Annotated in this window: 15 protein-coding genes; 6 read left to right on the top strand and 9 right to left on the bottom strand. The window is 35.5% G+C overall.

Annotation, left to right across the window (positions count from 1 at the left end):
• Positions 1-108 precede the first annotated feature (108 nt).
• Positions 109-402 carry a helix-turn-helix domain-containing protein gene (locus FNE73_RS16600; RefSeq protein ID WP_143885671.1) on the bottom strand — a complete coding sequence of 98 codons (294 nt, stop codon included), beginning with the start codon at positions 400-402 and terminating at the stop codon, positions 109-111.
• Between the two features lie 187 nt (positions 403-589).
• Between FNE73_RS16600 and ccoN the strand changes: the two genes are divergently transcribed.
• From ccoN to FNE73_RS16575, 5 genes are all read left to right on the top strand, one after another.
• Positions 590-2,869, top strand: a complete 2,280-nt coding sequence (ccoN, locus tag FNE73_RS16595) for a cytochrome-c oxidase, cbb3-type subunit I (protein WP_143885670.1) — start codon at positions 590-592, stop codon at positions 2,867-2,869.
• Positions 2,870-2,887: 18 nt separating this feature from the next.
• Positions 2,888-3,766: a cytochrome c gene (locus tag FNE73_RS16590; protein ID WP_143885669.1), complete on the top strand. Its 879-nt coding sequence runs from the start codon at positions 2,888-2,890 to the stop codon at positions 3,764-3,766.
• A gap of 395 nt (positions 3,767-4,161) precedes the next feature.
• The gene (locus FNE73_RS16585; RefSeq protein ID WP_143885668.1) at positions 4,162-9,207 is read left to right on the top strand and encodes a translocation/assembly module TamB domain-containing protein; all 5,046 of its coding nucleotides are present in this window, start codon (positions 4,162-4,164) and stop codon (positions 9,205-9,207) included.
• A 101-nt stretch (positions 9,208-9,308) separates the two neighbouring features.
• On the top strand, positions 9,309-11,660 hold the full coding sequence (gene tamL / locus FNE73_RS16580; protein WP_143885667.1) for a translocation and assembly module lipoprotein TamL: 2,352 nt from the start codon (positions 9,309-9,311) through the stop codon (positions 11,658-11,660).
• Between the two features lie 135 nt (positions 11,661-11,795).
• Positions 11,796-12,728, top strand: coding sequence for a YihY/virulence factor BrkB family protein (locus tag FNE73_RS16575; RefSeq protein WP_143885666.1), 933 nt, complete (start codon positions 11,796-11,798; stop codon positions 12,726-12,728).
• 37 nt (positions 12,729-12,765) lie between these two features.
• Here FNE73_RS16575 and argS read toward each other — a convergent pair whose 3' ends face one another.
• From argS to FNE73_RS16550, 5 genes are all read right to left on the bottom strand, one after another.
• Positions 12,766-14,526, bottom strand: coding sequence for an arginine--tRNA ligase (gene argS / locus FNE73_RS16570; protein WP_143885665.1), 1,761 nt, complete (start codon positions 14,524-14,526; stop codon positions 12,766-12,768).
• A gap of 95 nt (positions 14,527-14,621) precedes the next feature.
• Positions 14,622-15,524 carry a hypothetical protein gene (locus FNE73_RS16565; protein WP_143885664.1) on the bottom strand — a complete coding sequence of 301 codons (903 nt, stop codon included), beginning with the start codon at positions 15,522-15,524 and terminating at the stop codon, positions 14,622-14,624.
• A 10-nt stretch (positions 15,525-15,534) separates the two neighbouring features.
• Positions 15,535-17,139, bottom strand: a complete 1,605-nt coding sequence (locus tag FNE73_RS16560; protein ID WP_143885663.1) for a SusD/RagB family nutrient-binding outer membrane lipoprotein — start codon at positions 17,137-17,139, stop codon at positions 15,535-15,537.
• Between the two features lie 21 nt (positions 17,140-17,160).
• A complete protein-coding gene (locus FNE73_RS16555) occupies positions 17,161-17,481 on the bottom strand; it encodes a hypothetical protein (protein WP_143885662.1) in 321 nt (106 codons plus the stop codon).
• Positions 17,482-17,597: 116 nt separating this feature from the next.
• Complete coding sequence (locus tag FNE73_RS16550; RefSeq protein ID WP_143885661.1) at positions 17,598-20,246, bottom strand: SusC/RagA family TonB-linked outer membrane protein; 2,649 nt, start codon at positions 20,244-20,246, stop codon at positions 17,598-17,600.
• A 123-nt stretch (positions 20,247-20,369) separates the two neighbouring features.
• On the opposite strand from FNE73_RS16550, the gene FNE73_RS16545 reads away from it, so the two are divergent.
• Positions 20,370-20,954 (top strand): ribonuclease HII, encoded by a 585-nt coding sequence (locus tag FNE73_RS16545; RefSeq protein WP_143885660.1) that lies wholly within the window; start codon positions 20,370-20,372, stop codon positions 20,952-20,954.
• A 230-nt stretch (positions 20,955-21,184) separates the two neighbouring features.
• Here FNE73_RS16545 and pckA read toward each other — a convergent pair whose 3' ends face one another.
• From pckA to fabD, 3 genes are all read right to left on the bottom strand, one after another.
• Complete coding sequence (pckA, locus tag FNE73_RS16540; protein ID WP_143885659.1) at positions 21,185-22,801, bottom strand: phosphoenolpyruvate carboxykinase (ATP); 1,617 nt, start codon at positions 22,799-22,801, stop codon at positions 21,185-21,187.
• A 129-nt stretch (positions 22,802-22,930) separates the two neighbouring features.
• A complete protein-coding gene (locus FNE73_RS16535; protein WP_143885658.1) occupies positions 22,931-23,833 on the bottom strand; it encodes a GYDIA family GHMP kinase in 903 nt (300 codons plus the stop codon).
• 8 nt (positions 23,834-23,841) lie between these two features.
• Complete coding sequence (gene fabD / locus FNE73_RS16530) at positions 23,842-24,717, bottom strand: ACP S-malonyltransferase (RefSeq protein ID WP_143885657.1); 876 nt, start codon at positions 24,715-24,717, stop codon at positions 23,842-23,844.
• Between the last annotated feature and the right edge of the window lie 5 nt (positions 24,718-24,722).

The raw sequence follows: 24,722 nt of genomic DNA, 5'->3' as shown, positions 1-24,722 counted from the left end.
AAAATTCATATTTAATCCATATTCACCCCTAACTAACTGGTTATTCGAAAGAAAAATTTTACAAAAGGGGAATGGTGAATGGTGAATGTTTTTGTATGATAAAAAGGATTATTTTAAACTTTCGGGAACTTCAATATTATTGTTTTTCATGTAATCAAGCAGCTGTTTATACTTTTCTTCAAAGTCATCTGTTCCGCATTTATGAGAAATACTGCAGATATCGGACGGTTTTATATCCAAAATGTCAGAAATTTTTGTGAGGATTTCAAGATTGATTTTTACTTTAGAATTTTCTATATCAGAATAGGCTTTTTGTGAAATACCCATTTCAAATGCCATGTACTCCTGAGTAAGGTCACGTTCTCTTCTTATTTTTCTGATGCTTTGTCCACAAATTTTCATCGTACTTATTGCTTTAGTAGTTTTGGGTATATTTTAGAAGTATATCTAATAGCCATAGACAAAGTTAGTAAATACCTTTGTCAAAATATTATACAAGCAGCATAATATTTATTTACGGTTACATAATTCCTTATTTAAATGAGGAAAACAACAGTGAAAAATTGATCCGCTGCAAGAAACAAGACTTATGGAGACGCAAAAATTTAATTATGACAATAATATTGTCAGAGCATTCCTCTATGCAACAATTGTATTTGGAATTATTGGTTTTATTTTGGGGCTAACAGCAGCTTTGATGCTTTTCTATCCTGAATTACCTGAATTTTTATTCGGAACTGATGATACAACTATTATGAGTTTACGAAGCGGTAATATTCAGGGATTAATTAATTCTCAGGGCGCTTTAGGTTTTGGAAGGATTAGAATGCTTCATACGAGTGCTGTCATTTTTGCTTTCGTGTGTAATTCTTTTTTCTGTGGTGCTTACTACAGCATGCAGAGACTTCTTAAAACAAGAATGTACAGCGATACTCTTTCATGGATTCATTTCTGGACATGGCAGATTATGATCATTGCCGTTGTGATTACATTCTTAATGGGAATCAACACTTCTAAAGAATATGCTGAACACGAATGGCCGATTGACATTCTGATTACTTTTTCATGGGTAATTTTCGGAATTAATATGTTTGGAACGATTGCTAAAAGAAGAGTACGCCATTTGTATGTTGCGATTTGGTTTTATATTGCTACATGGATCGCGGTTGCCATGCTTCATATCTTTAATAATTTGGAAGTGCCTCTATCATTTACAAGCTGGAAATCTTATTCTGCATACGCCGGAGTAAAAGACGCATTGGTACAATGGTGGTACGGTCACAATGCTGTTGCATTTGTACTGACAACACCGGTTCTTGGTTTGATGTATTACTTTATGCCAAAAGCTGCGAACAGACCAGTATTTTCATATAAACTATCAATTATTCACTTTTGGTCTTTGATTTTCGTATATCTGTGGGCAGGGCCTCATCATCTTCAGTATACTGCTTTGCCGGCATGGGCTCAGGCGGTGGGAACAGGGTTTTCCATCATGCTTATTGCTCCGTCTTGGGGCGGAATGCTCAACGGTTTATTAACTTTAAGAGGAGCCTGGGATAAAGTAAGAGAGAATCCTATTCTTAAATTCTTTGTTGTAGCTGTTACATGTTACGGAATGGCAACTTTCGAGGGTCCTCTTTTAGCAACAAAATCTTTGAACAAGATCGGACATTATACTGACTGGGTAATTGGACACGTACATTTAGGTGCTTTAGGATGGAATGGCTTCATGGCATTCGGAGTGGTGTATTACCTGATTCCAATCATGTGGAGAACAGAACTTTGGTCTAAAAAACTTGCTAACCTGCATTTCTGGCTGGGTACTTTGGGAATAATTTTCTATGCTGTACCAATGTATATTGCAGGATTTACCCAAGGTTTGATGTGGAAACAGTTTAATCCTGACGGAACTCTTTTATGGAAAAACTGGTTAGATACCGTTACTGCTATTATTCCTTATTATAAAATGAGATTTTTAGGTGGATTATTTTATTTAAGCGGAGCAATTTTAATGGTTGTTAATGTTTATAAAACCATCAGAAAAGGATCATTCCAAAAAGAAGTTCCTGCGGAAGCTCCTGCATTAGCAAATGTCGGAAGCGCAAGAAAAGAAGGCGAAGGTGTGCATCTATGGCTGGAAAGAACTCCTCATCTATTATCAATATTAGCATTTATTGCAATCGCTATCGGTGGATTGGTAGAAATAGTTCCTACACTAACCGTGAAAAGCAACTTACCCACTATATCTGCAGTAAAACCATATTCACCATTAGAACTGGAAGGTCGGGATCTGTACATACGAGAAGGCTGTAATTCCTGCCATTCACAAATGATAAGACCGTTCCGTGATGAAGTTAACAGGTTTGACGGTAAAAACGGACAATATTCCAAGGCAGGCGAATTTGTATACGACAGACCATTCCTTTGGGGTTCTAAAAGAACAGGACCGGATTTACATAGAGAAGGTAACAGAAATCCTGATTCATGGCACTTCAAGCATATGTACAACCCAAGAGTTACATCAGCAGGATCTATCATGCCACGTTTTCCATGGCTGATAACCAACCAACTGGATCGTTCACAAATGGTAGACAAAATGAAACTGATGAAAAATACCTTTGATATTCCTTATACAAAAGCACAAATTGATTCAGCAGATCAATGGGCAGACAATCAGTCTAAGGCGATTGTAAAAAGAATTTATGCTGAGGCAGCCGATGTAAAATTACAGGTAGAAAAAGATAAGGCTGCAAAAGGAAATCAGTTTATACCTCTTGAACAGCGTGAGATTATTGCCATGATTGCTTATCTGCAAAGACTGGGAACAGATATCAAAACGACTGAGATTAAAACAGCAAGTGTAGATTAATTTTAAATATTATTTGAAATGAAAACAAGAACTCCAATATCTATATACATTGCTCTTACCATAGGGATCATCATCATGGCATTTGAAATGTTTGCAAAAGATTCCGATTATCTGTCTACACCTATTTTCTGGGCATTGCTGATTATCGTAACCATCTTGCTGCTCATTATGAATTCTATCGGGGATTTGGTGGAAAATGAAAGATTCAGCAGACTGACAGATGAAGAAAAGCGAATGTACATTACAGATAAAAACACTTCTTATTTACAGAAACTCTGGAACTCAGCCTTTAAAAAGCAGTCTCAGTCCGAAGAAACGGATATTCTCATTGATCACGGTTTTGACGGAATTACCGAACTCGACAATTCTTTACCTAAATGGTGGATCGGGCTTTTCTATTTCGGCATTATTTTCTGCGGTGTTTATATGATTGCATTTGCCTTTACAGATTATGCTCATCCGGATGTGGAATACGACAAGGAAACGAAAATACAGCTGGCTTCGATAGAAGAATACGAAAAAAATGCGCCACCCATCAACCTGGAAACAGCAAAATACAGCGCAGACTATATTTCTGAAGGTGAGCAATTGTTTAAAACCAATTGCGTAACCTGCCACGGCGACAACGGAAAAGGCGGAATAGGACCCAATCTAACAGACAATCACTGGATCAACATTAAGGAAAAAAGCTTATTCAAAAATGTATTCTGGATGCTTGAAAATGGTTCGCCCAACAATCCAACCATGCGTCCGTTCATTAAAGAAGGAACCATCACAGGAAGAGATGCCGAAAAAATTGCATCTTATATCTATCATATTAACCAGGAAAAATCACCAGTTACAGAAGCTCAGGGAGGCGCTGCCCCACAAGGCGAAGCTGTAAAATGGAAAGAATAATTACTCATTTTAAATACAAACTTTATGAATTGAATCTCCATCAGATGTATGTCGCGGTTGTAACTCAACTAACATCTGAAAACCTATTCACTTTTTAAATATTCCATAATATTTAATATCGGCCGAGGCATACATCAAAAGAACCTGTTCGTTTGAACAGGTTTTTCTTATTGCTCAAAGTACCACATTTTTATATTCTTAACATAAAATTCTGCAATTGGCAAAAATCTTGCTTAAATGATATAACGGCTTCAAAAAAACTGCCATAAATAAATACATCATGCTAAAACTCATTACTTTTCAAATTCTGAAAATATAAGACATCCATAATTTCATGCCCGTGAATTGCCTTTCACATTTAAAACGAATTGTATATTTGTCTAAATCACAGAAACTTGAAACTGAAATTTAATAAAAGAAAAATTCTCAGAGGTGTTGTTATAACAATCATCTCTATTGTTGTTTTAATCACACTTCTCATCCTTAGTCTCAGACTTCCTGCCGTACAAAATTATGTAAAGGATAAACTTATTGTATATCTGGAAGGCAAAATCAAGACAAAAGTAAGCTTGGATAAAGTCTATATTGGTTTTCCAAACAGCCTTATTATGGAAAACCTGTATCTGCAGGGACAAAATACCGATACGCTTCTTGCGGTCAAAAATTTTGATGTAGGTCTTAATATGTGGCAGCTATTAAAATCTAAGGCAGATATTACTTCTATTGATCTGGAAGGAGTGAGAGCTAATGTCGTAAGAAATCCCCAGGGAAGGTTTAACTTCGATTATATTATTGATGCTTTTGCTGCTTCAGATGAAGAGCAGGAAAAGAAACCCTCAAAACCTTTCATTATTTCTTTAGATAAAATTAAACTGAAAGATATAGGTCTTACTTTCAACGATCAACAATCAAAAAATGACATCAAAGTTTATTTTAAATCTTTTGATACAAGAGTAAAGACCTTTGATCTTCAAAACAATTCTTACGCAGTTAATGATATTAATCTAGACGGGTTAAAATTAAAACTGAAGCAGGATCTTGTGGAAGAAGTTTCAAAAAATGTTGAAGAAAAAGTAGATTCTTTAAATCAGAAAAAACCTATGAAATTAGGTTTAAACGGAATAAAACTGACCAACTTTGATGTAGATTATGGTGATGATAACACCAAAACTTTTGCAAAAGTTCTATTTAAAGAACTCAGTACCAAAGTCAACAGCATTGATCTGGAAAACAACAATTATAACATTGGAAATGTTTATCTGACCGGAGCAAACATCAATGCCAATCTTTTTCTTCCGGCAGACAATGCAAATCCTAAAAATCAGAATGATCCGGATCCGGCAAAAACTTCGGAGCAACAAAAAGCAATGAATCTTGTTTTAGGAAAACTTTTACTGAATGACGTGAAAGCAGCTTATAACAATACAGCTATTGCTCCCACAAGAAATGGAATGGATTTTAATCATCTGAACTTTTCTAAACTCAATCTGGATGTAAGGAATTTTAAAATGGAGAACGGAACTTTTGCAGGAAGTGTAAAATCTGCCGAAATTCAGGAAGCCAGAGGATTGAATGTACAAAAATTTAACACCGATTTTGTATATGCTGAAAAAGAAGCGTATCTGAAAAATCTTTATCTGCAAACTCCAAAAACAGTTTTGAGAGACGAGGTTGTGTTAAATTATAACTCGATTGAACAATTATCTTCCAATGTAGGTGCGGTGAAAATCTCAGCCGACATCCGTGATTCTAAAATCGGATTTTCTGATATTCTTAATATTGTTCCTACTTTACGAAATACTGCACCATTCAACAAATACCCTAATGCAACGTTGAATGTGAATGCTATTGTAAGAGGAAATGTCAATGATTTATCTATTCAAAACTTGAAGGTTTCTGGTTTGGATAAACTCAGAGTTTTGGCTTCGGGAAAAATCAAAAATGCAACAAATCCTGACCAATTGTATTACGATCTGAATGTTGCCGAACTTTCGACAGCATCTAAAACGATTTATAATATCGTTCCGAAAAATACTATTCCAAACAATATAACATTACCTTCGTTCTTAACCGTTCGTGGAACGGCGAAAGGAACCACACAGGTTGTTGACACCAATCTTCGCCTTACTTCTACTCTGGGAAATGCTGCGGTGATTGCAAAAGCAGATTTAAGAAGAAAAAACAGAGAAACTTTCGATGTAAAAGCCAATCTTCAAAGCTTACAGATTGGAAAAATAATCCAGAATAAAGATCTGGGAAGCATTACGGCACAAATTAACGCTAAAGGACAAGGTTTTGACCCGAAAATAATGACTGCTAATTTAAATGGCGATGTACAATCTGCAACTTACAACGGTTATACTTATCAGAACATGAATCTGAAAGGTAAAATCAACCGTGGCGTTTATGATATTGATTTAAACTCAAAAGATCCGAACGCTAATTTACATCTTGCCGCTTCAGGAGTTTTCAATGATAATCCAACCGTGAAAGTCAATGGAAATATTAATAAATTAGACTTAAACAAGCTTGGTTTTTACAGTTCACCAATGATTATTGCAGGCGGAATTGACGGAGATTTTACAAATCTTGATCCCGATCATCTGAATGGATATCTGAATCTTCAGAATTTTGCCATTTCAGATACAAAAGAAGTGTATCCGCTTCAGGAAGTTAGACTCAATGCAGTTTCTACCGCTGATTCAACCTTACTAAAACTCAATTCCCAAATTGCCGATGTTGAACTCAACGGAAAATATAAATTAACTCAGATTTTCGGAGCCTTATCGCAAACTATTAATCAGTATTATCAGTTTCAGAAGCCAGATCCAAATCAGAAAATTGATGCCGGACAGTTTTTTACGCTTAATGCTGCGATTAAAAATGATGACCTCATCAGAAAATTTGTTCCTGATCTGAAAAGTTTTGAAACGATCAATATAAGCGGGAACTACAACGCAGATTCACAGAATATAGAGCTGGATGCCAACATTCCACAGGTTGTATACGGATCCAACTCGTTAGAAAATACAAATCTAAAAATCACCAACGAAGATCAGGCGTTACAGTATAACCTGGACGTTGCCTCAGTGAAAAGTGAAAGTTTTGCTTTAAATAAAGTCAACATTAATGGTGATGTTGCCCAAAATACCATTAATTATAACATTACAACAAAAGATGAAAAAGATGAAACCCGGTTTCTAATTGCTGGAAACGCAAAATCTATGAACGACATTACAGAAATTTCTTTAAATCCTGACGGTTTAAAACTAAATTATGTAGACTGGAATGTTGCTGAAAATAATAAAATTCAGATTTTCAGTCAGGGAATTGTGGCAGATCAGTTCAGACTTTCCAACTCGGGCGCAGAAATTTCTCTTCAATCTGAAAGCAGCTCACCAACAAGTCCGCTGAATGTTTCACTGAAAGACTTCAAGATTGAAACCATTACAGAAATCATTAAGAAAGATTCGCTTCTTGCTAAAGGAACGATCAACGGAACAGCACAATTGAGAGATTTAACCAAAAATATGACCTTCACTTCCGACATTGATGTCACCGATCTGTTTGTTTTCGGAAGTCCGGTCGGAAACCTTGATATTAAAGTCAACAACCAGTCAGCAAACGTTTTGAATGCAGACATTGCACTTTCAGGAAATAATAATGATGTTAAAATCTTAGGAACATATAACACTTCTGCAAGCAGCTTTGATTTAAACTTAGATATGAATCAGCTTCAGATGAAAACATTACAGGGTTTTACACAAAATGCTATTACCAACACGGAAGGTTATCTCTCAGGAGATCTTAAAATAACCGGAACAGCAGATTCACCGAGAATTTTAGGTGACGTAAAGATGAATAATGTAGGAATGATGATTGCACAGACCGGAAGTGACTTCAGAAACATCAATGACAAAATCAGTTTTACCAGCCGCGGAGTAGAATTTGATAAGTTTAAAATCAACGATAAAGATGGAAATTCTCTCAATATCGACGGACAAATACTTACAAAAACCTACAGAGATTTTGCCTTTAATCTGGATGTAGACGCAAAAGATTTCAAAGTTGTCAATTCAGAAAAATCGAACGATGCCATCATGTACGGAATTTTGGCAATAGATGCCGCCTTACAGGTAAGAGGAAATTTAGACTTACCTAAAGTTGACGGAAGACTGGCGGTGTCAGAAACTACAGATTTTACTTTTGTACTTCCTCAATCATCGCCTTCATTACAGGAAAGAGACGGCATTGTGGAATTTATTGATCAGGATCAGGTAGAATTAACAAAAACTATCAAAGCCGATTCTATTGATTCGCAGACCAACCTCAAAGGAATGGATGTGAATGTGAATATTGAATTGAGCAAAGAGGCAAAAATGTCGATTATTATTGATAAAGCCAACGGAGATTTTGTAAAACTTCAGGGTGAGGCAGATCTTACCGGCGGAATAGATCCTTCAGGAAAAACAACTTTGGTAGGCGTTTATCAGGTAGAAAAAGGAAGCTACGAAATGTCGGTAAGTCTGTTAAGACGAAAATTTGATATTCAGAAAGGAAGCACCATTACCTGGACGGGTGAGCCTACCACCGCTGACCTTAATATTACTGCAGTTTATAAAACTGAAACAGCACCTATTGATCTGGTAGAACAGCAGTTTTCTGGAAATCCATCAGAACTGAACCAGTTTAAGCAGAGAATTCCTTTCAATACTTTATTGATTCTGAAAGGTGAGCTGCTGAAACCTCAGATCAGCTTTGACATTACAACAGACGAGAACAACAATGCGGTATCTTCTAATGTAACCGAAACTGTAGATGGCAAACTTGCCCAGCTTAGAGAGGATGAGAACGAAATGAACAAGCAGGTTTTTGCTTTATTGCTGCTGAATCGTTTTATTGGCGAAAACCCTTTCCAAAGCAATTCCGGATTATCTGCCGAAACCATGGCAAGACAGAGTGTGAGTAAAATTCTTTCTCAGCAGCTTAATAATTTAGCTTCAGATTTGATCAAAGGTGTCGACCTCAACTTTGATCTGGAATCTACAGAAGATTATTCCACCGGAACACAGAATACAAGAACCGATCTGAATGTAGACATCAGCAAAAGATTACTGAACGACAGATTAAAAGTATCCGTGGGAAGCAACTTCGGGCTGGAAGGAGAAACCAGACAAAATGAAAATACCACCAATATTGCGGGTGATGTAACCATAGATTATGCACTTTCCAGAGACGGAAGATATACCTTGAGAGCTTATCGCAAAAACGAATATCAGGTGGCTTTACAAGGGCAGATTGTAGAAACTGGGCTCGGGTTTGTGATTACCCTGGATTATGATAAATTCAGAGATATTTTCAGAAAGTCCAGAAACAACCGAAACAGAGAAGCCATTCAGAATAGAAGAAATAAAGATAAAGAAGTCGTAGAATTTAAATAAAATTTTAACAGAGAACGTAAATTAACTGCTTTATACGTTCACAAAGACGATTAATTCAGCAAAGAGAAGATTACGCTGAGTTATTAATTCAGAATATAAACATGAGGAACAAACTAAACATATACTGTAAATATTTTTTGGTTTCAGGATTTACTGCAACAATCATTTCGTGCAGCAATACAAAATTTCTGAAAGACGGACAGATGCTCTATACCGGAGCTGAAGTAAAAATAGAAAGCGACTCACTCTCCAAAAAAGAGAAAAACGAACTGGAATCTGCTCTGAAAGATAATTTAACTCCTAAACCAAACTCATCTTTTTTAGGATTGAGACCGAAGTTATATGCTTACAATGCTACTAAAGAACCAAAAAAAGAGAAAGGACTCAGATACTGGCTGAAATACAAATTTGGAGAAGAACCCGTTTTACTAGGCGATGTTGACAGAGAATTCAACAAAGATATCATCGTTAATTATTCTGAGAACAAAGGCTATTTTAACGCTAGAGCAAGGTATGATACTGTATCTAAAAACAAAAAGGCAAAGGTAATCTATACGCTAAACCCAGGTGGAAGATATCTGATCAGTAACGTAAATTTCCCTGCAGATTCATCTGAGATCAACAAAGAAATTCAGGTTCTTAAAGATAGAACTTTGCTTAAATCTGGAAATCCTTTTGATCTGGATGTCATAAAAGCAGAAAGACAGCGAATTGATGACGGGCTTAAAGACCGAGGTTTTTATTATTTTAATCCCGATAACATTATCGTTCAGGCAGACAGTACAGTAAGTAGAAGAAAAAATGATGTAGAACTTATTGTCAAGTTAAAAGACAACACTCCTACACTTGCGCAGGAGCAGTTTACCATTGACAAGGTAGTGGTTTTCCCGAATTATAATCTGCGTGATGCAAAAAGAGGAAAATACAGCATTCCGATGAGTGCAGATTCTCTTACAGGTTATGAATACAATAATATATTTGTAGTAGATCCTGAGAAAAAATTCAAACCAAAAGTGTTTGACCGGGCTTTATATTTTGAAAAAGGAGATCTCTACAACCGGAAAGATCATAATCTTTCTTTAAACAGGCTGATCAGTTTAGGGGTCTTTAAATTTGTGAAAAACGAATTTGTAGTTTCAGATTCTCTGAATCATAAATTTGATGCTTATTATATTTTAACGCCTAGAGAGCTTCAGTCTCTACGTCTCGAAGCATTAGGACGAACCAATTCTGCCAACTATGCGGGAAGTGAAGTGAACCTGAACTGGACACAAAGAAATTTTTTCCGCGGAGCCGAACAGTTTAAAGCGTCTGTTTACGGCGCATTCGACGTTCAGATTGGAGGTCCTTCGGATGCCGAAAACATTTTCAGAGCCGGAGCCAATGCCCAGCTTTCCATCCCGAGAATTGTGGCACCCTTCCGTTTCAATTCCTCAAGTGCCTTTGTTCCAAGAACCAATATTCAGCTGGGATATGAATTTCAAAACCGAACCACTTTATATACTTTAAATACATTTAATGCCTCTTTTGGTTATCAGTGGAAGGAAAATGTCCGCAAAGAGCATGAACTGAAACTGATTGATATTTCATTAATTGACCCAGCGAACGTAACACCAAAGTTTGATTCTTTAGCCGCTAGAAATCCTTATTTACAAAGGATTACTGACCGACAATTAATTTTCGGACCGACATATTCTTACACTTATTCTACGACAATGCTTCCTAGAAAAAATACATTCTATTATAAAGGAATGCTTGACTTAGCCGGAAATATTACAGGATTAGTAACCGGAGCCAATGTAAAAGATGGAAAAGAAAAAAATATTTTTGGAATCCCATTCAGTCAGTACGCCAAAATTGAAAACGATGTACGCTTCTATCATAAATTTACCGAAAAAACATCTATTGCGACAAGACTCATTGCGGGTGTAGCAGTACCTTACGGAAATTCCGAACACATTCCCTTTGCCCGACAATTCTTTGTGGGTGGTAGTAACAGTATCAGAGCATTCCGTGCAAGAACTTTGGGACCCGGAAGTTATGACCCAAGGACTGAAAATTCAACAAGAGCGATTTTTGATCAGGCGGGAGATATTAAATTAGAAATGAACGCTGAATACAGAGCCAACTTATTTAAATTTCTGAATGTTGCAGCATTTGTGGATGCCGGAAACATCTGGCTTATTAACGATGAATTTGATGATACTGGTACCAATACAAGACCAGGCGGAAAATTTTCAAAAGAATTTTTAAGCGAAATCGCTGTAGGAGCAGGAGTTGGTTTAAGGTTAGATTTTTCAATACTCATTCTGAGGCTTGATCTTGCGATGCCGTTAAGAGTGCCTTACTATGATAAAGGAGACCGATGGACGTTCGACAAAATCAATTTTGGAAGCGGAGCATGGCGAAGAGATAATCTGATCCTGAATATTGCTATCGGATATCCGTTCTAACCATCGAATAGCTTTTAGTAATCAGCTTTTAGCTTAAATGCCTCCTTTTTCTCGTGTTGGCGGGAAAATTGAATTACCAAAAAACCGCCAAGCCGTTTTTAAGTAAATATTAATTTCAACTATCAAAACCAAATCATGCTTAAAGAACTAAAATTTTTCTGGGAAACCGTAAAAGAGACCTTTACAGAATGGAATAAATCAAATGCGACAAGCGATTCGGCAAGTCTTGCTTACTACGCAATCTTTTCGATTCCCGGATTATTAATTATCATTATCTGGATTGCCGGATATTTTTTTGGTGAAGAAGCCATCCGCGGACAAATCACTTCTCAAATCAGTGGAATGATGGGACAGGATGTCGCCAAAAGCATACAGGAAATGATTGCAGGCGCTTTAATTGACAAAGAAAATATTTTTATGAAAATCGTTGGGATCGGATCACTCATATTTGGTTCTACCACCCTTTTCTTTCAGCTTCAGAAATCATTGAACAATCTTTGGGATGTGGAAGCCGCACCCAAAAAAGCTTTGGTGAAATTCCTTTTAGACCGTGCCAATTCTTTGGGGATGATTCTTATTTTGGGATTTCTCCTGATGATTACAATGGTAATGTCTTCGCTCATCAGCCTTTTCAATGATTTTATCACCAGGTACTTTGGTATGGAAACTTATCTCATTGTAGAAATTATCAATTTTGCCATTGGCTTCGGACTGGTTATTTTATTGTTTGCTTTAATGTTTAAAGTACTTCCTGATGTTGAAATGAGCTGGAAATCAGTATGGAAAGGTGCGATGCTTACGGCGGTACTTTTTACGCTGGGTAAATTTTTGCTGAGTTTATATTTCTCTCAATTTAAACCTACCTCAGCATTTGGAACCGCAGGAACGGTGATCTTAATTATGATGTGGATCAACTATTCCTGTATGCTGGTTTTTTTCGGAGCCGAATTTACCAAAGTTTATACCTATAAAAGAGGTTTGCGCATAGAACCTTCCAAACACGCCAAATGGAACAGCGCAAAACTGTACAGAGACAGCCTGGAACAGAAAAACGACGAATCGGCTTAAATAAAAATCCTCCCGAATTTTTCAGGAGGATTGTTTGTTACATTCTGTTTACGGTTTGTATCCCGAGTAAATTTAATGACTTTCTTATGGTCTGTGCGGTGAGATTGGATAAATTCAGACGCATTTGCTTTATGTTTTCATCTTCCTGGCTCAAAATCGGGTTGCTTTGATAGAAAGAATTATAGGTTTTCACCAAATCATATACATAATTGGCGATCAAAGCTGGGCTTAAAGCTTCTGCTGCTTTTTCCACCGTCGGTTTATAATTGCTAAGCTGCATCACAAGTTCTTTTTCAGATTGGTCTAATTCAACATCTGAAATTTCTCTGTGAAGATAATTGGCTTTTATCAGCAACGACTGGATACGCGCAAAAGTATACTGAATGAAAGGACCTGTATTTCCGTTAAAATCAATACTTTCTTCAGGATTGAACAACATTTTTTTCTTAGGATCAACTTTCAGCATAAAATATTTCAGAGCGCCAATTCCAACGCTTTCATAATTTTCTTCTTTCTGTTCATTCGTTAAATTTTCCAGCTTGCCCAATTCTTCAGCTTTAAGCTTTGCAATATGATGCATTTCCTGCATCAGATCATCGGCATCAACAACTGTTCCTTCACGGGATTTCATTTTGCCGTTAGGAAGTTCTACCATTCCGTAAGATAAATGGTACAGCTGATCTGCCCACGAATATCCGAGCTTACCTAGAATTTTAAATAAAACCTGAAAGTGATAATCCTGTTCATTTCCAACCGTATAAATCAGTTTCTGAATATTATTTTCTTTGAAACGCTCTACCGCAGTTCCCAAGTCCTGCGTCATATAAACCGAAGTACCATCTGAACGAAGCAGTAATTTCTGGTCTAAACCTTCATCCGTTAAATCACACCAAACAGAGCCGTCTTCTTTCTGATACAGAACTCCTTTCTCCAAACCTTCCTTAATAAGGTCTTTTCCTAAAATATAAGTATTGCTCTCATATTGTACCTGATCGAATTCTACTCCCAGTCTGTTGTAAGTTGCATTAAAACCATCATATACCCATGAATTCATTTCGTTCCAAAGATTTCTCACTTTTTCATCGCCATTTTCCCAATCGAGAAGCATCTGTTGTGCTTCTTTCATTAAAGGAGCCTCTTTCTTTGCCTGATCTTCCGAAATTCCCTGAGCCATAAGTGCTGCAACTTCCTGTTTGTAATGTTTATCAAATTCAACATAGTAATTCCCGACAAACTTATCACCTTTTGTATTTCTTAACTCCGGTGTTTCTCCATTCCCAAATTTTTCCCAAGCCAACATAGATTTACAGATATGAATTCCTCTGTCATTGATGATCTGTGTTTTGATAACATCATATCCTGCTTCTTCAAGAATCTGCGAAACAGAAAATCCTAATAAGTTGTTTCTTATATGTCCTAAATGTAATGGCTTATTGGTATTCGGTGAGGAATATTCAATCATTACTGTTGCATTTTTCTTTTCTATATTTGAAAAGTTTTGAGCAATGCTCTTAAGTTGATCAACAAAAAAATTATTCTTAATTTTTACATTTAAAAATCCTTTTACTACATTGAAACTTTCCAGCAGATCGGTCTGTTCAGTCAAAGCCTGTCCCAGTTCTACCCCGATACTTTCAGGATTTTTCTTCAGCTGTTTTACCAAAGGAAAGGTAACAATGGTAAAGTCGCCTTCAAATTCAGTTTTATTTTCCTGTATTTCAAGATGTATATCTTTCAGCTGATAAACGTTAAGAATAACTTCTGCAAGCTTTTGTTCTATTATATTTTTAATATTCATTATAGTTCTAATTGATACGCAAATATACGGAAATAAAAAAACCGCACTGAGGCGGTTGCTAATATGAATGTTGAAATTTTTGTTTTGCAAGAGGATTAATTCCCTTTTAAAACAAACTTATAGCCTGTAAGTGAGCCAAAGTTCAGTGGATTAATTGTAATTGTTTTAGTACAAAAATCTATTTTTCCCGAACCTGTAACAGCAAATATGGAGCCTCCTCCGTAATCAAAATCTTCATTTGATACTACTGAAGTAATTGTTCCGGTTGCAGGATCAAATGTAACAGTCATTTCTGCGGAAGTGTTATTAACTAGGTATGGGTTATTTGTAGCTTTTACAATTAACTGATTGGGGGTTGTACTGAGTGTAACAGGTACTAAATCACCATTGGCATAATCTTGCCACGTATCTTCAATAACCTCAAAATTACCATTAAAATCAGCACTATTAAAAGGGCAAAAAACACTAAACGTGTAAATAAAAGGCGAATTGTAATACGCAGTTGTCATTTCCTGTCCCAAATTAGTGTTTGTGAATTTTTTACCATCTTTTGCTACAGCCTCAAATCTGACAGTAATAATATCCGCCTGATCGTAAATAGTATTATCTGTGATATCTAATGCCGCAAATATATCAAACATAGAAAGTTGGAATTTTTTTCTCAGTAATCCTGATGAACTGTCTTTTACAAAATTCCCAATGCTGTAAGACCTCGCCAGCTTTTCTCCTCCTGTAAATACATTTTCGGAATCTTTATATGTAATATACATATTTACAACACTTAAGCGTTGTTCCGCAGAATTACCTCCTAGCTCTAATATCAAGTCAATTCTGGAAGTACTAAAAGTATCAGGAGTAAACTGAGTACTATTGTTAGATATGGTTTTTAAATAAATTCCTGTGTCTGCAAGATCCGTTGACAAATGATTGTCATCTTCTGAACAGGCAGAAAATAAAATAGTTAATATAAAAATTGATATTATTTTAAAATATTTCATGATAAAAGTGTTAATATAAGTTAAATGTTCCGGTATGCCAAAATACTTTCACAGTATTGTTAGGTTTTTGTTGAGCATTAGAATTATTTTCTACGGAGGCACTTGGATATTTTAATGATAAAGGATATGCTCCCGGATTAGCCTGTAACATAGGTTGCATATTATTGGGGTAACCTGTTCTACGATACATATTATATGCCTCAATACCATTTCCGAACGCACCCAAATAGAACTCCTTCATAACTACACTTAGCTTATTACTTGATGACGAATATAAATTTGATACTAAATTTTTATAGGATGTAATCTGAGCTTCCGTCATTACCCCTGTCCCACTTTGTGGAAATAAATCTTTTACATATCTTAAATTTTTATCAACAGCATTAATAAGATGTGTTTCTGCAGAACCCCCAATACCAAATCTTTGTGCAATCTCAGCTTTCATAAAATCCACATAATTAGAAAGCATAATAGGATAGTAACCTTTACCTTTTTGTCCATTTTCTGAACCAACTTCTTCAAACGAACTGTCATCAAATCTACCTCCGAAAGGATACACTCCCCAAACTGTCCTCATAGATGTATCTGGCGGAATTCCATCACTATTACCCATATCTCTACCCCAATATCCATAATCCAAATAACAGAACGGTGTTCCCGCCTGATAATGGTTAGGATAAGCTTGTGTACTGCAAGGCAAAACACTTGAGTTTGCAGAAGCCTGTACATCAGATATTTGTCTATAAAAATAATACCTTCTTCTTGGGTCAGGTAAATCTCCTTTCTCAAGGTTAATTGCCCACATAAAATAAGTACTCATATAGTCTTCTGGAGCTTGAGCATAGTTATTTACAAAAAACGGATTTCTGTTATCCGGATTAGATGTATTTGTTCCAAATGTGAAAACAAAATCTTCTCCTATACCAATGAAATTATTTTCACTAATTAATGTTGTTAGCTCTGCAGTATTGCCTGTATTCAAGTAGGCTTTAAGTAATAACGAATTAGTCAGCTTAGTCCATTTTGTAACATTGTTATTATAGTAAATATCATTCTTAGGCTTAGATAATGGCGTTTTAGCAAAATTCACTTTTGCATCTTTTAGCATTTGTATTGCCACTGCATACACATCCGAATCTTTATCAAACTTAGGATTCAAATTTTCAATTCCTTTGAATGCTTCAGAATAAGGTACATTACCAAAATAATCTACTAATGTCAACAAAGTATATCCTTCTAAAACTTGAGAAATAGCATCATGATGGTATAAGTTTTTACCAGCAGTAGACTTTCTCAAAGTTTCTGCAGTAAACAAAATTTCATAATAAGACTCCCACATCATATCAGTATAAAAATCTCCCGGGTTCACAAAATTATCATAATTAGATGCATCTGCACCACCACTAATTTTTGCCATTCTGGTTAAATTCATTCCAATAGAAGTTGCACCCCTAAATAAGTCTTTGAAATTTACCTGAACATTATTTAATAGTTTATCATTATCAGCTTGACTTATAGTAAGCTCATTCGGATTCTGTAGATCATTTTCCAACTCAAAAGTCTCACAACTTACAAACAGTAATAAAGCTGATAATCCTATAATTATTTTTTTCATTTTTTTTAGTAATTTAATAAATTAGAATGTTAGTTTAACAGACATACCATATCTTCGGATCGGCACATTGGTTAGAAAGTCAAAACCTTGCCCATTTCCTACACCTGTACTGCTAACCGAAGGATCAAATCGTGCTTCTTTCGGGATATTGAATGCTCTGTACCACAAATTATTCCCAACTAATGATACATTTAGAGCTCCAATGGATGTATTTTCAAGCCATTTTTTTGGCAGAGAATATCCTAATGTCAACTCACCTAACCTTAGATGGGTAGCATCCCAAATTGCATTTTTGTGGATAGCTCCTGAAATATTGTTTCCTGACGAATAATAATTAAACATATAATTAAATGCTGTAAGCTGAATATCATTAGGAGACCCATCTGACTTAACCCCTGGTAAAATATAAGTGTTAGATCTATCAAAATCTAAAATATTACCTCTGCCCAATAAAGTTGCTACAGTAGACGAATATATATCTCCCCCTTTTGGAAATCAAGCCTAAAACCAAGATTAAAACCTTTATAAGTAAAACTATTCATCATAGTTAAAGTGAAATCAGGATTAGGATCACCAATTACTTGCAGCTCGGTAGTTGGCTGGTAATATCCATCAGAAGTAACAATAGGATTTCCATTTGAATCTCTTAGAATATCATACCCCATCATCACTCCCAATTGTTCGCCTACTACTGCATAATTTCCTAGCCCCCCTGAAAGCCCCGCAATTAGTGTTTTTGTTTGCCCAGCTGCTAACTCTCTTACTTTTGATCGATCTCTATATAAACTATTATTAATTGTCCAAACAAAATCTTTTGCCTTGATTGGTGTTATACCTAACTCAATCTCCAGACCTTTTCTATCTACTTTTGACACATTAGATGCGTAAGAAGTATATCCAGTCGCATAATCCAATGGTATACCTGGAACAATCAAATCTTTCGTTGTTCTGTTAAAATAAGTAGCATTCAAAGAGACCCTATTATTAAAAAACTTAGCCTCAATACCATATTCCATTTCTTTGTATAATTCAGGTTTTAAATTTGAATTTCCTAAAATTGAATTTATTTCATGAGTATTAATTACTGAAGTCCCACTTAAAAATGCATTATTTGTTGCTACAAGAGAATTTCTTGTCTGATATGGATCAGGAAAACTACCTGATGAACCGTAAGCTGTTCTTAATTTGAGAAAGTTCAAATTTTTAGACTTCAAATTGGAGAACGCATCTGTAGCAATAAATGATAATCCCATTGAAGGATAAAATACCTGTCTGTTATTTTTTTCAAGAGTAGAAGACCAGTCATTTCTGGCCAAAAGATTTAAAAACAAATAACCTTTGTAGCCAAACTCTAAAGATCCAAAAGCTCCTAAAAGATTTTGACGGGAAATAAAAGCTAAATCTGTAGGTGTATTACCACTTGCTACCAACAAATTATTACTTGACGTAGAACTAAAATTAGAGTGTTCCCATACATTAAATGCTTCTTGTCCAGTACTTGATAAACCAAACTGATCTAAAGTTTTTCTTTTTGCCTGTCCCCCTACAATAACATTCAATGATAAATCTTCGTTGAAGAATTCATCAATATCCCATGAGAATATTAAATCGTGATTATATATTTTCTCGTTATAGTTAACAGTTCTATAAAATCCCAAATTGGTAACAGGATTCTGAACACCTCCTCTCGGAGTTCTGTATTCATTTTTCTGATGTACTACATCTAAACCAAACCTGTAGAGTAAGCTTTTATCTTTTCCAAACTTCTTCGTAATGCTTGATCCCAAAGTAATGTGATCATTATTTTCTATACTTTTGGCATATTTTGCAGTCCATCTGGGATTTTGAATCCCATTATTTGCACGATAATAAACACTACGATGAGATAATGGTCCTTCAAAAGGCATTTCCATCAATGGAATATTTCTAGGGGTATAAAATACATCAGACAAGATTGATGCCCCAACTCCTGTTGTTCCGCTACCGTTTCCCGCAGAGATTGGAGGAGTTACATAGCTTCTGTTGGCATAGGAAAAACTACCGGAATACTCCCATGAATCATTAATTTTAGCATTTCCTCCTAATGATAAGTTATATTTATTAAGTGTGTTATTAGGAATTACACCATCTTCAGTATGGTATCCAAAACTACCTCCAAAAGAACCGTTTTCAAACGATTTATTAATATTAATACTGGTTTGTGCCAAGCTACCGTTTTGAAAAAACTGTTCTACACTTTTGTAAGGTTTATATGCTATTGAAGTACCTTGTAGTTCTGGAAACTCTGAGCGTATTCCAAAATCATTATAAGTGTCTATAGCAGTAGGAATAAAGTTATATGGGTGAGAAATATATACTTGCCCATCTACAATAGAAGAGCCGGGAAGAAAATTTGCAAGATTTTTATCTTCAAATGATGCTCCCCAGTTACTAAAAAAGTATCCTCCTGTAGTATTGTTTGTACCTACACCATATTTATTTTGATATTTTGGTAAAACAGCCTGATTGATAAAATAGCTTTGCGTCAGATTTATATTCATCCTTTCTTTCTTACCCCCTTTAGATCCTGATTTAGTGGTAATTAAGATAACACCATTTTTACCTTCTGTTCCGTACAAAGTAGCAGCAGAGTAACCTTTAATAACAGTAATTTCAGCTATATTATTAGGGTCAATATCAGCATATCTGGCTGACGCAGTTGTAGAAGAACCCGTAAATGAGTCTTCTGAATAAGCACTACTGATAAGAGGTACACCATCTACAATTACCAAGGCTTGGTTAGAGCCTGAAATAGTATTATTTCCTCTAATCGTAAGTTGTCCACTAGAACCAACAGCCCCTCCCACAGAATTAAGATTTACACCCGCTACTTGACCATCTAATGCTTTAAATGCGTCTGCATCTGGTCTTCCCTCAATACTACTTGCTCCAACTGTAATTATTGATTGAGTTGTTTTCTTAGCTTCCTTCCTAATACCTAATGCCGTAACTACAACCCCTTCAATATCTTGTGTTTTTATACTATCTTTTTTCTTATCTTGAGCTATGGCTATGCTCAAAGATGAAGATAAAACAATTGTTAATATACCTGTTGTTAGTTTCTTCATATTTACATTAATTTTGCATTAACAAAGTTTAAAAAACTTTATATATAAAAATACTATTTTTATGAAAAATTTATTATTTAAAGCATAAAACACAGATTATGTTAAATAAAAATGTTAAAATTTATGGATTTATTAAGAAAATGGTCAGAAAATTATATAGAAGCCGGTTGTGATGAGGTAGGACGTGGATGCCTGAGCGGACCAGTTGTCGCCGCAGCCGTTATTTTAGACGAAAAATTTGAGCAAAGACTTGTTAATGATTCTAAAAAATTAACATTCAAAACCCGAATGGAACTTGACAGCTATATAAAAGATAACGTAAAATGTTTTGCAATTTCTGAGCTTCCGCCTTCTTTTATTGATCAGCATAATATACTGAATGCCAGTATACATGCCATGCACAACGCTTTGGATCAGCTTACCATTCGTCCTGAACTAATCCTGGTTGATGGAAATAAATTTCACCCGTACAATTATATTCCTCATCAATGTATTATTAAGGGTGATTCAAAATATTTATCCATTGCAGCGGCTTCTATAATTGCAAAAAATTATCGTGACAAACTGATGATGGAACTCCATAACGAACATCCTGAATATGGCTGGAACACCAATTTCGGATATGCAACAAAAAAACATCAGGACGCCCTAAACAAGTATGGAATAAGTAAACATCACAGATTATCTTTCAGATTAAAATATGATTAAATAATCACAAAGTGAATTATTAATCTCAAAATAATTCACAGTAAAATTTAAAATGATTCTAAATAAAGCGAATATAATAAAGAAATATAAAAGAACTAAGATAAAACAAACTGAAATTCAGTAGATTATTTATAACTAAGGATGTTTTTATCTGTACAGGTTGCTATTTGAAGAATCAAAATTAGTACAAAAAAAATCCGCTTCAATATCTGAAGCGGATTTTACAATTATTAAATCGTTTGTTTTTGTAATTGAGGACCTGAAGCAATAAGCTTTTTCGCTTCTTCGTTATCGCAATACTGCTCAAAGTTCTTAATATATTTTGCTGCTAAGTCCTTTGCTTTTTCTTCCCATTCTGCTACATCGGCATACGTGTCTCTAGGATCAAGAATTCCCTCAGAAACATTTGGTAATGAAGTAGGAATCTGAAGATTCATAATAGGCAATGTTACTTTATCTGCGTTCTCAATTGATCCGTCGATGATCGCATCAATGATCGCTCTTGTGTCTTTTAAAGAAATTCTTTTTCCAGTTCCGTTCCATCCAGTATTTACAAGATATGCTTTAGCTCCGTGTTCCTTCATTTTACCAATTAAAGTTTTGGAGTACATTGTAGGATGCAGCGTTAGAAAAGCTTCTCCAAATGCTGGTGAAAAAGAAGGTTCCGGTGCTGTAATTCCTCTTTCAGTTCCTGCAAGTTTTGAAGTATAACCGCAAAGGAAATGGTACTGTGCCTGATTCTCGTCTAGTACAGAAACCGGAGGCAATACACCAAAAGCGTCAGCAGAAAGATAAACAATTTTTTTAGCGTGACCTGCTTTTGAAGGAAGTACAATCTTATTAATATGGTAAATAGGATAAGATACTCTTGTATTTTCAGTAATAGAACCATCAGAATAGTCGCAGATACCGTTATTCACTACCACATTTTCAAGGAGAGCATCTCTTTTGATCGCTCTGAAAATATCTGGTTCTTTTTCAGCAGATAAATCAATAACTTTTGCATAACATCCGCCTTCATAGTTGAAAACACCGTTATTATCCCAGCCATGCTCATCATCGCCAATTAAATACCTTTTAGGATCAGCAGATAAGGTCGTTTTTCCTGTTCCTGAAAGCCCGAAGAAAAGAGCAACATCTCCATCTTCTCCTACGTTTGCAGAGCAGTGCATAGACGCCATACCTTTTAGCGGAAGATAATAATTCATCATTGCAAACATACCTTTCTTCATTTCTCCGCCATACCAGGTTCCCCCAATTATCTGAAGTTTTTGCGTAAGGTTGAACATCACAAAATTTTCAGAATTCAATTCCTGTGCTTCCCAGTTCGGATTGGTGGTTTTTGATCCGTTGATTACAGTAAAATCCGGCTCGCCATAATTTTCCAGCTCATAATGCGAAGGACGGATAAACATATTGGTAACAAAATGTGCCTGCCAAGCTACTTCTACGATGAATCTTACTTTAAGTCTTGTATCTGTATTAGTTCCGCAAAAAGTATCTACCACATAGATTTTTTTTGCAGATGAAAGCTGATCAAGAACTAAATCTTTGCAGGATTCAAAAATTTCAGGAGTGGTAGGAAGATTTACCTTTCCGTCCCAGAAAATAGTATCTTTTGTAACATCATCCTTCACAATGAACCTGTCTTTAGGCGAACGGCCAGTGAAAATCCCTGTCTTTACAGATACTGCTCCCGATTCTGTAACTTCAGCTTTTTCAAAACCCTGATTTTCAGGTGAAACTTCGGCTTGATATAATTCTTCGTAAGAAGGATTATAAATTAATTCGTAATCTCCTTTAATCCCTAATTTTTGTAAATCCTGGATGATTTTAGCGTTTTTCATTTTACTTATATTTTCTGTTTCTTTTTGCTGTTTAAACAAATTAATATTAACTAATTGTTAAACGTTGATAAATATAAACATATAAGCGAAAATGACAAATAAAAAATATAAGATTTATATTATTGAAAATCAAATAATTAAATCATCCCAATTGAAAATAGCAGTAAAACCTTTGCCCCAAAAATAGTCCTTATAACCGCTAAATTTAGTACTCATTACAAAATCTCCTCCCCAAGCACCTAAACTTTTGATAAAAACAGGACAATCTGCAAAAAAAATGGACTTAACTGTCGGAATTTCAATAAAATCGGATATTTTTTGTTCATGTAACATCATTAGCTGAGAAAAATTTTCCAATTCATTACATAACAAAATTTTTCTTGTGAGATCAGAAAATTCATCAATTAAAATTTTTGATTTATTTTTTGATTTATAAAGATTAATTCCTTCACGGCTGTCCTGTTTCTGATTAAGATGTATAAAGATAAGCTCATCTTTAAATACAGGACTATAATTAATCTTTTCAAAATGAATTTTTGGTTTATTCTGGAAAAGAACAGCAGATTTTGAGTATGCTACCGAAATGTCATACCCACTTCCGCCCAAACTGACTTCGTTCAACTTAAAAGGATCAATTTCCGCCCATTCCGCCAGATTATTCATAAGTGTGGAACTGCTTCCTAATCCATAATCAGATGGGAACTGAAGATTTGTTTTAAAAAAATAAGTATGCGTATTCTTTAATTTCGTTTCAGAAAAAATCTGAACATTTCTGAGTGTTTTGAGAATAAACTCTGCATTTGAAGGAATATTGGTTTCTAAAACCTGCCAATTTTTATAATCAATTTTGGTTTGCAGCCATAATTGATCCTGGTGGTAAGCTTCCCAATAAATTATTGAATTTCCGTCTTCCTTTTCTTCAAAAAAAAACTCTTGTCCCAGCTTTGTTGGTACAGCCAGAACAAGAGCTCCATCTACAGCGAAATATTCTGAAGTAAGCATCAGCTTTCCTGGTGAATACAGCTCGCCCATGATATATTTTATACTGCAGAAGCTGTCATTGCTTCGCTGTCAATTTTTTTAATAAGTCCCTGAAGGGTTTTCCCCGGTCCTACTTCCACAAAATTAGTAGCTCCGTCTTTGATCATGTTTTGTACAGATTGTGTCCATTTTACAGGACCGGTTAACTGTGCAATAAGATTACTTTTAATCTGGTCAGGATCTGTAACGGCTGTTGTAGTAATATTCTGATATACAGGAATAGTAGGTTTTCTAAATTTGGTATTTTCAATTGCCGCTGCAAGTCTTTCTTGTGCCGGTTGCATCAAAGGAGAGTGAAAAGCGCCATTTACCGGTAAAAGCAATGCTCTTTTTGCACCTGCTTCCTTCAGCTTTATACAAGCTTCTTCTACAGCAGTCGTTTCTCCAGAAATTACAAGTTGTCCAGGGCAATTATAATTTGCAGGAACAACAATTCCGTTGATTGAAGCGCAGATCTCTTCCACTTTTGCATCATCAAGACCTAAAATTGCAGCCATAGAACTAGGGTTTGCATCACAGGCTTCCTGCATTGCTTTTGCTCTTTCGGAAACCAGCTTCAGCCCGTCATCAAAAGATAAAACACCATTGGCTACCAATGCCGAAAATTCTCCTAAAGAGTGTCCTGCTACCATTTCTGCACCCAAACCATTAACAGCCTTTAGAGCAGCAACAGAATGTATAAATATTGAGGGCTGAGTAACCTCAGTTTTTTTAAGATCTTCATCTGTTCCGCTGAACATCAGCGAAAGGATATCGAAACCTAAAATCTCATTGGCAGATTCCATCAAATCTTTAATGTCTTTGCGAGAATCGTACAATTCTTTCCCCATTCCCACATACTGTGACCCCTGCCCAGGAAATACAAGTGCTTTCATTTATT

The organism is Chryseobacterium binzhouense (assembly GCF_007474545.1).
Classification (GTDB): domain Bacteria; phylum Bacteroidota; class Bacteroidia; order Flavobacteriales; family Weeksellaceae; genus Chryseobacterium; species Chryseobacterium binzhouense.
The sequence above is the reverse complement of the archived record's forward strand: the minus strand, read 5'-3'. Positions and strand labels throughout refer to the sequence as shown.

Excerpts from the sequence above, each read along its gene's own strand:
- FNE73_RS16545 (WP_143885660.1), top strand. The coding sequence starts at position 20,370 with ATGGATTTATTAAGAAAATGGTCAGAAAATTATATAGAAGCCGGTTGT.
- FNE73_RS16565 (WP_143885664.1), bottom strand. The coding sequence starts at position 15,524 with ATGAAATATTTTAAAATAATATCAATTTTTATATTAACTATTTTATTT.
- FNE73_RS16550 (WP_143885661.1), bottom strand. The coding sequence starts at position 20,246 with ATGAAGAAACTAACAACAGGTATATTAACAATTGTTTTATCTTCATCT.
- fabD (WP_143885657.1), bottom strand. The coding sequence starts at position 24,717 with ATGAAAGCACTTGTATTTCCTGGGCAGGGGTCACAGTATGTGGGAATG.
- ccoN (WP_143885670.1), top strand. The coding sequence starts at position 590 with ATGGAGACGCAAAAATTTAATTATGACAATAATATTGTCAGAGCATTC.
- tamL (WP_143885667.1), top strand. The coding sequence starts at position 9,309 with ATGAGGAACAAACTAAACATATACTGTAAATATTTTTTGGTTTCAGGA.
- FNE73_RS16590 (WP_143885669.1), top strand. The coding sequence starts at position 2,888 with ATGAAAACAAGAACTCCAATATCTATATACATTGCTCTTACCATAGGG.
- FNE73_RS16575 (WP_143885666.1), top strand. The coding sequence starts at position 11,796 with ATGCTTAAAGAACTAAAATTTTTCTGGGAAACCGTAAAAGAGACCTTT.
- FNE73_RS16560 (WP_143885663.1), bottom strand. The coding sequence starts at position 17,139 with ATGAAAAAAATAATTATAGGATTATCAGCTTTATTACTGTTTGTAAGT.
- FNE73_RS16535 (WP_143885658.1), bottom strand. The coding sequence starts at position 23,833 with ATGGGCGAGCTGTATTCACCAGGAAAGCTGATGCTTACTTCAGAATAT.
- FNE73_RS16600 (WP_143885671.1), bottom strand. The coding sequence starts at position 402 with ATGAAAATTTGTGGACAAAGCATCAGAAAAATAAGAAGAGAACGTGAC.
- FNE73_RS16555 (WP_143885662.1), bottom strand. The coding sequence starts at position 17,481 with ATGTTTAATTATTATTCGTCAGGAAACAATATTTCAGGAGCTATCCAC.
- pckA (WP_143885659.1), bottom strand. The coding sequence starts at position 22,801 with ATGAAAAACGCTAAAATCATCCAGGATTTACAAAAATTAGGGATTAAA.
- argS (WP_143885665.1), bottom strand. The coding sequence starts at position 14,526 with ATGAATATTAAAAATATAATAGAACAAAAGCTTGCAGAAGTTATTCTT.